Below are 11,866 nucleotides of genomic sequence, written 5' to 3'. Positions count from 1 at the left end.
AGCGCAGCCAACACACCTGCGGCGCGAAAGATGACGGATCACTTGATTCTCCTATAGCTTTCGGGGTGCAGGAAGGCGGCAAGTGAGGGCATCCCGATGAGCTGACACAAGTCAGTGATTCGGGTGCTCGAGCGCAGCCAACACACCTGCGGCGCGAAAGATGACGGAGAATTAGAAGGTGACTGGCGTATTCACCCACAACACCTTCGCGGTAATCTCACCGACATTACGATAACCGTGGGGCACATTACTGGGGAAATAAAATGAGTCGCCCACACTGAGTATGTAACTCTCTTCGCCTAGGTAGAGCGCGATCTCCCCTTCCAGCACATAGCCCATCTCTTCGCCATGATGCTCGATTTGCCCATCACTGGCGACGCCCGGTTCAATGATATGAATGTTCCCCTGTAGCAACCCGCCTTTGTGGTGATGGGTCAGGGTTTCCAGCTCAATGCCGCCTTGCTTGCTGCGGTGGACAAAGCGCTTACGGCTGCGCTGCGCTGGTTTCAATACCGGCGAGTCTGCCACCCAGCTCTCCGCCATCAGATCTGAAATATTGGTTTCCAGTGCGCTCGCCAGCCGATGCAGCATGGCAAGGGAGGGCGAGGCGACTTCGTTTTCCAGTTTGGAGAGCAAACTCTCTGAGCAGCCAACTTTTTGCGCCAACTGTTTTAGCGTGATCTCTTGTGCCAAACGAGCATGACGTAAACGCATCCCCAAATCAGATAAAGCAAAACCGCCGTTATCGCCGTTTTTTTTCATAAGTTGATATCTGCTGCTAAAAGAGGCTCAAACGCCCGGCGTATCCCTACCGGGCCACATTCGCTACATCGGCGCAAAGAGAGCGACCGTTTACTCGGTCACACTAAAATGCACATCCTGCGGGTTACAACCATTGATTGGCACTATGTCTTGCGGGCAAGCAGACATCACCACAATACAATCCAGCTCAGCGCGGATCTCGACATAATCCCCCGCTTTACTCACTGTCGGCAGCCAAGAGATGGTGTAATCCGGATTCACTGGGGTATTCATCCACAGATTTAAGGGCTGTGGTACTTCACGCGCCCGCAAGCCAATGGCGTTGAGCGCCAGACGCATATTATCGGCGCAACTGTCGTGATATTCAGTGATCCCCATGTTGCTGTAGCGATAAAGATCGCACGCCGCGATCAAGGTGTCATGCACCCCCGGCGAGGTATCGGTCAGCAGTGTCCCGATAATGCGGCGCTGATTGGTGACCAATGCATCGCCCGGCTGTGGAATGATTTTATCGATAAAGGCGCGCGTATGTTCCATTGATGAGAACTCGCTCAGATCGGCGCTATTGAATAGCCAAGTGTCACACACCTGACTGCCGGGGGTATTGATGATGCGAATCACCTGCCCTTTACTCAGTTTCACCGCTCGGCCACAGCGGGCTGGCACGGTGTAGACTTCGCCAATCACTGGCGTGCCATCAGCAGAGATAGGGGAAGATAGGGTGGCATTGGTGCCCAGCGCGCTACCATTGTCTTTTTCACAGCAAGCAGGATAAGTGTGGGTGCTCATGGGTAACTCCTATGGGTTGATTGGCCAGTTCTGTCAGGCAACAGGCTAATGCCTTCGCGCCAAGGTACAGATACTGAGGGTCTGTATATTCAGCCGGGTTATGGCTGATGCCGTTATGGCTAGGAACAAAAAACATGCTGGTGGGGCAATGGGTGGCCAGATGCATCGCATCATGAAATGCACCGGACGTCAGAGTTGCGGTATCAATGTCTAGCGCCTGCGCGCAAGCATATTGCTGGGCCAGCAGTTGAGGATTAAAAGCCACGGGTGGATGGCTGAAAACAGGCTCAACCACCACATTGTCAGCCGCAATTTGTTGCATCCAATCATCAAACTGCGCCAAGACTGCCGGATCGGCATGGCGAAAATCCAAGGTGAAAGTGGCGCGCCCCGCGATGGTATTGATGGCATTGGGTTCGATTTCCCATCTGCCAAAGGTCAGCCGTAACTGATCGGCGGGCAGCATCGCGGTCAGATTCTCTAGCTGCTGGACGACCTGCCGTGCCAGTGACATAGCATCTTTGCGATCCACCATCGGGGTGGTCCCCGCATGGGCTGATTGCCCGAGGCAGCTCACCTGATACCAGCGCACCCCTTGGATGCCTTGCACCACCGCCAAGGGTTGATTGGCCTGCTCTAGCACTGGCCCCTGCTCAATATGCAGCTCAATAAACGCCGCCATCGGCACTGTGGCGCGTCGGGGGAGCTGTGGAAACCGCTGATGGCAATTCGCCAGCGCTTGCTGGAGAGTGATCCCCTGCGCATCCTGATTATTCAGGTAGTCGGGCAGCCGCTGCGGTTGCACAAAGGCGCTCGACCCCATCGCGCCGGGGGAGAAACGGCTGCCCTCTTCATTCATCCAGATAGCCACCTCAATTGGGCGCAGGGTGGTGATATCCGCCTGAACTAAGGCGCTCAAGCACTCCATGCCCGCAATCACGCCATAACAGCCATCCAAATTGCCGCCACAGGGCTGGGTATCAATGTGACTGCCAGTGACCACCGGCGGCAGATCTTCGCGACCCGCTCGGCGAATAAACAGGTTGGCGCAGTCGTCGGTCATCACTTCGCACCCTAATGCGAACGCCCAATCAATCAACCAAGCTCTGGCATCTAGCTCCTCGGCGGAGAGCGCCTGCCGATTCACACCGCCATTTTCCAGCGCGCCAAACTCAGCCAGTTGCGCCAATCGCCCCATTAGCCGTGGCTGGCTAATATAGCTGGCGAGCTGTACACCTGCGGAATCAAGCATGCCCTACCTCCAGCTCATCCAGTTGCAGTGGGCGCTTAAACCACGGGGCCAGGAAGGCTTGCAGGCGGGCGGTCTGCGGCTGGCGGAACATCGTGGCGGGTGCGCCACTTTCAACAATCGCGCCATCCGCCATAAACACCACGCGGGAGGAGATTTTGGCGGCAAATGACATTTCATGGGTGACCATCACCATGGTCATCCCCTTGTTCGCCAAGGCTTTTATCACGTCGAGCACCTCCTCTACGCGCTCAGGATCGAGTGCGGAGGTGGGTTCATCGAGCAACAGTAATTCCGGCTCCAGCGCCAAGGCGCGGGCGATCCCCACGCGCTGCTGCTGCCCACCGGAGAGGCGTGATGGGCGGGCTTGCGCCTTGTCTGACATCCCGACCTGCGCCAGTGCGGCGGCCGCTTTTTGCCGAGCTTGATCCCGTGGCAGCTTTTTGCCCAGCACCAAGGGGGCGCAGACATTTTCCAGCACCGTCATATGGGGCCACAGGTTAAATTGCTGGAACACCATCGCCAGCGGGCGGCGCACTTCGGCAATCAAGGCGGCGCTGTCGCGGTGTTTCACCTCGCGCCCGGTACTGCTGTAGCCCAGTAACTGCCCTTTGATCAGGATCTCCCCTTGGTCATAGGCTTCGAGAAAATTCATGCAGCGCAATGCGGTGGTTTTTCCTGAGCCGGAGGGGCCAATCAAGGTGACAATTTCCCCGGTATTGACCGTCAAATTGATTCCCGTCAGCACCCGATTGGCGGCAAAGGATTTGCCCACATTTCGTAATTCAATAATAGGTCCAGTACTCATCATGTTATCCCTCCACGGCCTGACGACTGAGTAAGCGCACACTGACACTGATGCCTTGCGCCAACAGCCAATAACTGAGGATCAACAAGGTATAAGGCACAATGTAGGTATAGGTATTGGCGACAATTTGCCCGGTGGTCATGGTCAGCTCAGGCACGGTAATAATGGAGGCCACCGCACTCTCTTTAATGGTCAAAATGAATTGATTGCCCAATAGCGGCAGACTAAAACGTAGCGCCTGCGGCGTCTGAATGTGCCAAAAACTGTTCCAAGCTGAAATATCATGTACTTGCGCCGCTTCCAACTGCCCCTGCCCCAGGCTTTTCCATGCCGTGCGGAAGATTTCGCCAAAATAAGCGGCGCTGTAAATGGCGAGTGATATCACCGTGGCCTCGACGGCCGTTAAGGTCACGCCAATGGCGGGTAAGCCAAAATAGAACACCGCCAGTTGGGCCAGATAGGGCGTGCCACGGATAATCCAGACATAAGTGCGCCACGGCCAATAGAGCCAAGGGTGATGGCGACAGAGGGCGTGCAGCATAAATCCGGCCAGTGCGCCGATGATCGCCGCACTCAGGCTGATCCCCAGCGTGACCCCCAATGCGCGGGCAAAATCAGGCAGATAAAGGAAGAAATCGTTCATCGGCTCTCCTTATGCCAGCGCCGTTCCACATAGCCGCCTAGCAGGGCTAGCAAGCTGGTCAGCACCAAATAACTCAAGGCAATCGCCACATAGACCTCCAGTGGCCGGTAGGTTGCCGAGGCCAACTGCTGCCCAACGCGCATCAAATCAGTAATAGCAATCACCGACACCACTGCCGAGGCTTTGATCACATCAATCAACTCTGAAATCAGTGAGGGCAAGGTGAGCCGCAGCACTTGTGGGATCTGGATATGCCATAGGGTCTGGCGCGAGCTTAAGCCACACATGGCCGCCGCTTCTAACTGCCCCGGTGGGATAGCCTCAAAACCGCTGCGCAAAATTTGTGACTGATAGGCTGCCGTATTGAGTGTGAGCGCCAAGACGGCGGCCAGATATCCGGGCAGTGACAACCCCAGTTCACCCGGCAGGTAGAAGCACAACAGCACTTGTGCCAACACCGGAGTGCCACGAAATAAGCTGATATAGACACGGGCGAACCCTCTGCCCAATCGTGAGCGGCCGCTTTCCATCAGGTAGATCACCACACCGATAAAAAAACCGGCCACAATGGCGACCACACAGAGCGAAGCGGTGGTCACCGCGCCGTCGATCAACATCGGCAGCCAAGCCGTCAGCAACTGGAAAAAGTCTCCCATCATCTCACCTCTTACAAACTGGGCGCGGGCATCTGGTCAGCGGGGATATCCATCTCGAAGCCAAACCATTTTTGCTGTAGCGCTTTCAGGGTGCCGTCGCGGTTGGCCTCACTGATGCCGTCGCTGAAGAGTTTGACTAAGGTGGCGCTGTCGTCATCTTTACGTCCGGCCCAGCCAAAATAGGTGGTTGGCCCTAACATCGGTTTCAGTGTGGTAAAGAGACCCGGACGGGCTTTGATGAGTGGGCCAAGGTTCGCCAGTGATTGAGCGACACCATCAAGGCGCTTGTTCGCCAAATCGGCATAAGCCTCATCGAAAGAGACGTACTGTTTGATCTCTTTGATGCCCGGCTTACCGCTGGCTTTCAGCTTTTCGTTAAACTCTTGTAGCACTTGAAGTTGACCGGAACCGGCTTGCGAGCCGACAACCTTGCCGCTCAGATCGTCTAAGCTACTGATTGAGCTGTCATTATCGCGTTTGAGCAGGGCCACGGTCGATTCGGCAATCGGCACGGTGAAGGCAAAGTGGTCCATGCGCTGTTTGTTCACCGTCACGGCGGTCACCACGAAATCAAATTTTTTAGCATCCAGACCGGGTAAGATGCCCTGAAAAGGGAGATCGAGCTGTTTGACCTTCACACCCGGCAGGCTTTTACTCAAAATATGATTCATTAAATCAACGTCATAGCCGACTATTTTGCCATTCTCGACTGACTCGAATGGTGCATAGCGCGCTTCTGTGGCGATAGTTATCGCCTTATCGGTTTTAATGCGTTCCAGCAAATCTGCGCTATGAGCCGTCGCAGAGAATACGCTGGCAGCACACAGCATTGCCCAGCACAGAGGTATCGCCTGTTTACGTCGTGTCATGATTGCCGCCCTATTTAAAGTAGTGTGAAGTGTATTCAAGTGACTTGAATGTAATGACATAAGCATGAACTATGCCACTCGCAAAAAAGTGAGTCCTAAAATGAGATCAGGGCGCACAACGCGCTGTAATAAAAAGGATATATTTTTCGTTCTCAATTGATGACAACCATGACGAAAACAGCAGAGTGGCAGGAAAATCAGCCGGGGTGGGGTTTCAGTGCACAGTTAACGCACAGTCACAGTGCAAAATTGCGCTCTTTCTGTGCATCGCGATAACATGGCGGGGCGGGAGCCGCAGCAAGGGGAATTCAGTCAATTAATTTGCGGTGAAACATTCGCTCAATGAATTAAGAAAACGGCCGATAAGTCATAACAAAATCCATTATTTCAGCCAGTTTTACGTCTCACGGAAGGAGGATAAACATGCCATCACCCGATGTTGCTCAAGCTAACGCCTTGATAGGTATCGATCTCGGCACATCAAACAGTGCCGTCAGCCTTTGGCAGGATGGGCAAGCCATTTTACTCCCCAATGCGGAGGGTGATCATTTAACCCCCTCGGTGGTCGGCGTTGATGATCATGGGCAGTTTATCGTCGGTCAGGCAGCAAAATTGCGGCTACAAAGCCACCCGCAACTGACAGCAGCCAGTTTCAAACGCCAAATGGGCGCGGATTATACCTTCCATTTGGGCCAAAATAAGCTGCGCCCGGAAGAGCTTTCCGCCCTCTTATTGCAGCAGCTAAAGGCGGATGCTGAGCGCTATCTGGGCTATGGCGTCAGTGATGCCATTATCACTGTCCCCGCCTATTTTAATAATGTGCAGCGGCAAGCGGTAAAAACTGCGGGCCGAATTGCCGGACTCAATGTGATACGGCTGCTTAATGAGCCGACCGCCGCCTCACTGGCCTATGGCCTGCTCAATAATACTCAGCAAAAGTACCTCACCTTCGACTTGGGCGGCGGCACATTTGATGTGTCTGTCATTGATATGTTTGAGGGGGTGATTGAGGTCAGAGCGAGCTGCGGGGATATTTTTCTCGGCGGCGATGACTTCACCCGCCAAATTTATCAGTGGATGCTGCAAGTCCACCCACTCTCCTCGCCCGAGGCGTCTGAGCTGAGCGCCCGCCTGACACTGTTAGCTGAAAAGATGAAATGTGACCTGACTTTTTCGGCGCATGCCCGCGCCCAATTAGTGTGGCAGGGGCAAACTTATGAATGGCAGCTAAATGAAACATTGCTGGCGGAAATCTGTGAGGAGTTATTAAATCGGCTGAAAAAGCCCGTTTTACAAGCCCTGCGGGATGCCCGATTCAGCAGCGACGAACTGGATCATGTGTTGCTGGTGGGGGGAGCAACCCGGATGCCATTAGTCCGGCAGGCCGTCACGCGGATGTTTGGTCACTTCCCGCGCACCGAATTAAACCCCGATGAAGCCGTCGCGCTAGGGGCCGGGATTCAGGCCGGCATGGTGCTGATGGACCAAGCCGTCGAAGACATCATATTGACCGATGTGATGCCCTACTCATTAGGTATCGGCGTCGCCCGCCAAAATAATGAATCTATTGAAGGAGGTTATTTCCTGCCGCTCATTGAGCGTAACTCCTTTGTTCCGGTCAGCACCGTGCAACGTGTGAATACCGTTTATGATCATCAGCAGCAGGTCGATGTTCATATCTACCAAGGTGAAGCCCGCAAAGTAGCTGAAAATATCCTGCTCGGCCAACTCAATCTGCCCGTGCCGCGCCGCAAAGCGGGAGAGGTTTCGATTGATATCCGCTTCACTTATACCTTGGACGGAATATTGGAAGTGGAGTGCCGCTTGCCCGATTCAGATCAGGTGACATCCATGATTATCGAAAGAGTGCCCGGCCAAATGAGTGAAGAGGAGATTCACGCCAGTCTGCTGAAACTGGCCGCCATGAAGCAACATCCGCGTGAATATCAGGAAAACAAGTTATTACTCGCACAAGGGGCGCAACTGTATGAGCGCTGTCTGGCCGAGGAGCGCACCACATTGGATGCCTATATCAGCTATTTTGAGTTGGCGCTGGACTCACAAAATGTCCGCCGCATCGCCACCACACGTGATGAGCTTAAAGCAGCAATTGCTCATTTTAGCGACGAGAGGCTATAAGCATGAGTATCTGGTCGATTTTGGATATCTCCCCCACCACCAATCTCAGTGACATCAAGCGGGCCTATGCCACTCAGCTCAAACAGCATCGCCCCGACAGCGACCCCGCAGGCTACCAACAGCTTAGGGAAGCATTCGATGATGCCCGCCATTATGCAGAGCATCACAGTCAAGCCGTCGATCTCAGTCAACCCCTTGATTTCAGTAAAACCATAGACAGTGCATTGACCCCAACAGCCGAATGGGTGCCGTTCGAGCAAGCCACTTCGCCGGATGTGCCGCCAGCAGCCCCCCCCCATATTCCACTTGAGCAAGTGACCGCATTAGCGGAGTGCTTGGTAAATGATGAGTTAAAGGGGCTGAAGGCGCTGGATGAGCTATTGCAGCAGTTGGATCAAAGAACATTGGCGGTGCGCGAGAGATTTAGTCTGGATTTGGCTAACGCGCTGAGCGAACAGTCAGGGCTGCATGAAGCGGGCTTAATGCAAGTGTCCGCTTTAATGCATTGGGATTTGGAGCAATATGCGGCACACGCACTCCCTGATGAGGTCGCCCAGCGCCTCTATCAGCAAGTCTCCACCACAGAAGATGAGCGCGCATGGCAAGAGATCGTCTTAAGCAAAAATCATTCGCTGAAGGATAAAATGATCGCCACCCTGCTCAGCGATCCGCAAAAAGAGATCCCTTTTTGGGTGCGATTAGTGCCCGATTTTCTGCCCTCATTACGCCAAAAATTAGCGACACTGTTGCAGAACAACCCGACTCTGCGGGAAAAGATAAATCCTCACGCCATTGCTTATTTTCAGAATCAGCACTTATATGCCAGTTGGCAGAGTCTATTCCTCACCCTGTTCTGGATAGCCTCGGGCGCACTGGCGGCAAGCTCTTCACACGCCGGAGTTTTACCGATTGGCCTACTCGCGGCGGTGATGGCTTACTATTTATATGGGCACAATCTGCTCTGTTTTGGCCTACAGAAAACGCGCCTGTTGAGTCCATTTCTGCTATTGGCGTTTCTCTTTTCTCTGCTGGTCGGCGGGAGCCTGATTGCACTTATCTACCTCAAAACCGTGTTTGCAGCGGCGGATATCACCACGCAAATTCGGCCCGGTGTCCTATTAACGCTGGTGCTCACCGCGTTCATATGGCGAATGGCATTGAAGAGTAGCAGCTTCCTATTACTGCCAACCGCGGTGGTGACTGCGGTGATTAATTCTCCCTGGTACATCATCAGCCGATGCCGCCACCTGTTCGTGCCGATCGCCGCGATAGTCATGTTCTTTGCTTATGCTCTCGCGCTTGAACCCATAATGAATGCCCTCGCGGGCTTAGGGTGATAGCGCAAAAAATTACTGGCGCTTCCCGCAAGAAGCGCCAGAGTTGATGATGACAGTGTTGTTAAAGATGGCAGCTAATTACGACATTTCAGCCGCTTTCTGTGCCAAATCTCGGCTGTATTGGCGACTGGCGTCCACCAGCATATGGGTATAGGCGGTTTTTTCGCAGTCGGTGGTTAAATCGGCGGTGTTGAGGGTTTCCAGAATTCGGCCATGCTGCATCACCGCCACCCGATGGCAAAGGTGGGCAATCACCCCGAGATCATGAGTCACCATCAGATAGGTCAACTTCTCCCGCTGTTGCAGTTCCGCCAGCAGATTCAGAATTTCTGCCTGTACCGAGACATCCAGCGCCGAGGTAGGTTCATCGAGCAGCAAGACACGCGGCTCCAGAATTAATGCCCGCGCAATGGCAACACGCTGGCGCTGACCGCCGGAGAGCTGATGAGGATAGCGCTGGCGAAACAGCGGGTTGAGGCCCACTTTCTCCAAAATAGTATCAATCCGCGAGTCGCGATCCCCGATGCCGTGAATCATCAGCGGCTCAGCAAGAATGTATTCGATGGTATGGCGTGGGTGCAGCGACCCATAGGGGTCTTGGAACACCATCTGGACATGGCGGCAACGATCGCGCTCAATCCGGTGCGCCAAGGGAATTTGGTTGAGAGTTAACTGCCCGGTCCAGTGGTTGAACAGCCCGGCAAGACACTTCAACACCGTGGTTTTGCCGGAACCGGACTCCCCCACTAAACCAAAAATCTCGCCATTTTTTACTGCCAGATTGACATCAAATAGCACCTGATTTTGCTGGCTACCCTCGCCAAAAGTCAGGTTAAGATTATTGATCTCAATCATCGCGTTTGCAGACATCACTGGCTCCTTAGCTATTCATCCAAGCGGGATCGCGCACCATCACGGGCAGACGGTCACGGCGGTTATTCAGATCCGGCAGCGCATTGAGCAAGCCCCGCGTGTAGGGGTGCTGCGCATGATCCAGATCGCAAGCCGCGATGGACTCCACCACCCGCCCGGCATACATCACCAGCACCCGATCACAGAAGCTGCGCACCAGATTGATATCGTGGCTGATAAAAATCAGCCCCAACCCGCGCTCTTGCACCAGATCGTCGAGCATCGCCAGCACCTGTAACCGCACCGAGACATCCAGCGCCGAGGTTGGCTCATCGGCAATCACCATTTCCGGGCCAGTAATCAGCATCATCGCGATCATGATGCGCTGCCCTTGGCCGCCAGAGACTTCGTGCGGATAGAGGTGATACACGCGCTGCGGTTGGCGGATGCGGACCACCTCAAACATGGCGAGCACCCGATCCCGCGCCTCTTGGCGTGAGACTTTATGGTGCGCTAGATAGGCTTCCGCCACCTGATCGCCGACACAGACCACCGGATTCAATGAGTATTTCGGGTCCTGCATAATCATCGACATCCGCTTGCCGCGCACCTCGCGCATTTTGGCTTCACTGGCGCGCAATAAATCCACCTCGGCAAAGCGCAGAGTGTTGGCGTGAATCTGCGCACTGCCCGGATGCAGCTTGAGCAGCGCCCTGCCGACGGTCGATTTACCCGAGCCAGACTCACCGACAATCGCCAGTTTCTCTTTGCCGAGCGCAAAGGAGACCCCGCGCACCGCATCAGTCACCTGTTTGCCATTGACGAAGCTGACCCGCAGGTCGTCCACTTCCAGCAAGGGCACTGCGTTATTCTGTTCTGGGATCGAGGATGTCACGTAAGCCATCTCCTAAGAAGTTAAACGCCAGACTGTTCAGCAGAATCGCCAGACCGGGAATGGTCACTAACCACCAGCACTCCATCATGTAGCGGCGGCCACTGGAGATCATCGCCCCCCACTCTGGGTCCGGTGGCTGAGCGCCCAAGCCGAGGAAGCCCAGACCCGCAGCGGTCAAAATAATCCCGGCCATATTCATGGTGATACGGATAATCACCGACGGCAGACAGAGAGGCACGATATGGCGCAGCAAGATGCGCAGCGGCGATGCCCCCTGCAATTTCACCGCAGAGACAAAATCGGCATTGCGCAGGGAGAGGGTTTCGGCCCTTGCCAGACGGGCAATCGGTGGCCACGCGGTTAAAGTGATCGCGATCACCACATGCTCCAGACCGGGGCCGAGGGCGGCGACGAAAGCCAGCGCCAGCACCAAGCTAGGGAAGGAGATGAAAATGTCGGTAATGCGCATCAGGATGCTATCGACTTTACCGCCGAAATAACCCGCGACCACGCCGAGTAACAGGCCGATTGGCCCGACAGTGACCGACACCAGCGCCACAATATAGAGGGTGGTGCGCGCGCCATAAATCAGCCGGCTGTATTGATCGCGGCCAAACTCATCGGTGCCAAACCAGTGCTGGCTACCGGGTGCCTGCAAAGCATTGCCGAGATCCTGCACCAGCGGATCATGAGTTGCCAACCACGGGGCAAAGAAGGCCACCACTAACAGCAAGCCGATGATGGAGACGCCGATGGCGGTCAGCGGATTTTTCATTAAGGTGCGCATGAAATTCAGCACCCGCCATAACCCGCGCTGCCAGCCCTGACGGTTGCGCTCAGGGCGTGCCACGGTGTTATCAGGTTCAG

12 protein-coding genes are annotated in these 11,866 nt (G+C 54.7%); 2 read left to right on the top strand and 10 right to left on the bottom strand.

The annotated features are described in order from the left end of the window. Positions 1–171: 171 nt before the first annotated feature. The 7 genes from HRD69_RS09860 to HRD69_RS09830 form a co-directional block, all read right to left on the bottom strand. Positions 172–762, bottom strand: a complete 591-nt coding sequence (locus HRD69_RS09860) for a cupin domain-containing protein (protein ID WP_004876493.1) — start codon at positions 760–762, stop codon at positions 172–174. Between the two features lie 90 nt (positions 763–852). Then, entirely contained in the window at positions 853–1,551 is a 699-nt protein-coding gene (locus tag HRD69_RS09855; RefSeq protein WP_032815146.1) for a DUF1989 domain-containing protein, read from the bottom strand. Continuing rightward, positions 1,520–2,803, bottom strand: coding sequence for a M20 family metallo-hydrolase (locus tag HRD69_RS09850; RefSeq protein ID WP_032815147.1), 1,284 nt, complete (start codon positions 2,801–2,803; stop codon positions 1,520–1,522). The genes HRD69_RS09855 and HRD69_RS09850 overlap by 32 nt, the downstream gene beginning before the upstream one ends. Further along, entirely contained in the window at positions 2,796–3,611 is an 816-nt protein-coding gene (locus tag HRD69_RS09845) for an amino acid ABC transporter ATP-binding protein (protein ID WP_032815148.1), read from the bottom strand. Before HRD69_RS09845 ends, HRD69_RS09850 begins: the two co-directional genes overlap by 8 nt. A 1-nt stretch (position 3,612) precedes the next feature. Further along, positions 3,613–4,251: an amino acid ABC transporter permease gene (locus tag HRD69_RS09840; protein ID WP_032815149.1), complete on the bottom strand. Its 639-nt coding sequence runs from the start codon at positions 4,249–4,251 to the stop codon at positions 3,613–3,615. Next, positions 4,248–4,910, bottom strand: coding sequence for an amino acid ABC transporter permease (locus tag HRD69_RS09835; protein ID WP_004876506.1), 663 nt, complete (start codon positions 4,908–4,910; stop codon positions 4,248–4,250). The genes HRD69_RS09840 and HRD69_RS09835 overlap by 4 nt, the downstream gene beginning before the upstream one ends. A gap of 8 nt (positions 4,911–4,918) precedes the next feature. Next, a complete protein-coding gene (locus tag HRD69_RS09830) occupies positions 4,919–5,776 on the bottom strand; it encodes a transporter substrate-binding domain-containing protein (protein ID WP_032815150.1) in 858 nt (285 codons plus the stop codon). Between the two features lie 423 nt (positions 5,777–6,199). On the opposite strand from HRD69_RS09830, the gene HRD69_RS09825 reads away from it, so the two are divergent. Further along, the gene (locus tag HRD69_RS09825; RefSeq protein ID WP_004876511.1) at positions 6,200–7,915 is read left to right on the top strand and encodes an Hsp70 family protein; all 1,716 of its coding nucleotides are present in this window, start codon (positions 6,200–6,202) and stop codon (positions 7,913–7,915) included. Between the two features lie 2 nt (positions 7,916–7,917). Next, on the top strand, positions 7,918–9,252 hold the full coding sequence (locus HRD69_RS09820; protein ID WP_004876513.1) for a J domain-containing protein: 1,335 nt from the start codon (positions 7,918–7,920) through the stop codon (positions 9,250–9,252). Positions 9,253–9,330: 78 nt separating this feature from the next. Here HRD69_RS09820 and HRD69_RS09815 read toward each other — a convergent pair whose 3' ends face one another. Genes HRD69_RS09815 through HRD69_RS09805 form a run of 3 tightly spaced genes read right to left on the bottom strand, consistent with a single transcriptional unit; the run spans position 9,331 to position 11,786 of the window. Further along, on the bottom strand, positions 9,331–10,107 hold the full coding sequence (locus tag HRD69_RS09815) for an ABC transporter ATP-binding protein (protein ID WP_004876515.1): 777 nt from the start codon (positions 10,105–10,107) through the stop codon (positions 9,331–9,333). Positions 10,108–10,132: 25 nt separating this feature from the next. Next, a complete protein-coding gene (locus tag HRD69_RS09810) occupies positions 10,133–11,008 on the bottom strand; it encodes an ABC transporter ATP-binding protein (RefSeq protein WP_050144421.1) in 876 nt (291 codons plus the stop codon). Next, entirely contained in the window at positions 10,971–11,786 is an 816-nt protein-coding gene (locus HRD69_RS09805; protein ID WP_371410622.1) for an ABC transporter permease, read from the bottom strand. The genes HRD69_RS09810 and HRD69_RS09805 overlap by 38 nt, the downstream gene beginning before the upstream one ends. Positions 11,787–11,866 lie beyond the last annotated feature (80 nt).

This window comes from Yersinia mollaretii ATCC 43969, assembly GCF_013282725.1.
Lineage (GTDB): Bacteria > Pseudomonadota > Gammaproteobacteria > Enterobacterales > Enterobacteriaceae > Yersinia > Yersinia mollaretii.
Note: the sequence above shows the minus strand (reverse complement) of the source record. Positions and strands in the feature narration are given on the sequence as shown.

Excerpts from the sequence above, each read along its gene's own strand:
- HRD69_RS09825 (WP_004876511.1), top strand. The coding sequence starts at position 6,200 with ATGCCATCACCCGATGTTGCTCAAGCTAACGCCTTGATAGGTATCGAT.
- HRD69_RS09820 (WP_004876513.1), top strand. The coding sequence starts at position 7,918 with ATGAGTATCTGGTCGATTTTGGATATCTCCCCCACCACCAATCTCAGT.
- HRD69_RS09845 (WP_032815148.1), bottom strand. The coding sequence starts at position 3,611 with ATGATGAGTACTGGACCTATTATTGAATTACGAAATGTGGGCAAATCC.
- HRD69_RS09815 (WP_004876515.1), bottom strand. The coding sequence starts at position 10,107 with ATGATTGAGATCAATAATCTTAACCTGACTTTTGGCGAGGGTAGCCAG.
- HRD69_RS09860 (WP_004876493.1), bottom strand. The coding sequence starts at position 762 with ATGAAAAAAAACGGCGATAACGGCGGTTTTGCTTTATCTGATTTGGGG.
- HRD69_RS09835 (WP_004876506.1), bottom strand. The coding sequence starts at position 4,910 with ATGATGGGAGACTTTTTCCAGTTGCTGACGGCTTGGCTGCCGATGTTG.
- HRD69_RS09840 (WP_032815149.1), bottom strand. The coding sequence starts at position 4,251 with ATGAACGATTTCTTCCTTTATCTGCCTGATTTTGCCCGCGCATTGGGG.
- HRD69_RS09855 (WP_032815146.1), bottom strand. The coding sequence starts at position 1,551 with ATGAGCACCCACACTTATCCTGCTTGCTGTGAAAAAGACAATGGTAGC.
- HRD69_RS09850 (WP_032815147.1), bottom strand. The coding sequence starts at position 2,803 with ATGCTTGATTCCGCAGGTGTACAGCTCGCCAGCTATATTAGCCAGCCA.
- HRD69_RS09830 (WP_032815150.1), bottom strand. The coding sequence starts at position 5,776 with ATGACACGACGTAAACAGGCGATACCTCTGTGCTGGGCAATGCTGTGT.
- HRD69_RS09810 (WP_050144421.1), bottom strand. The coding sequence starts at position 11,008 with ATGGCTTACGTGACATCCTCGATCCCAGAACAGAATAACGCAGTGCCC.
- HRD69_RS09805 (WP_371410622.1), bottom strand. The coding sequence starts at position 11,786 with ATGCGCACCTTAATGAAAAATCCGCTGACCGCCATCGGCGTCTCCATC.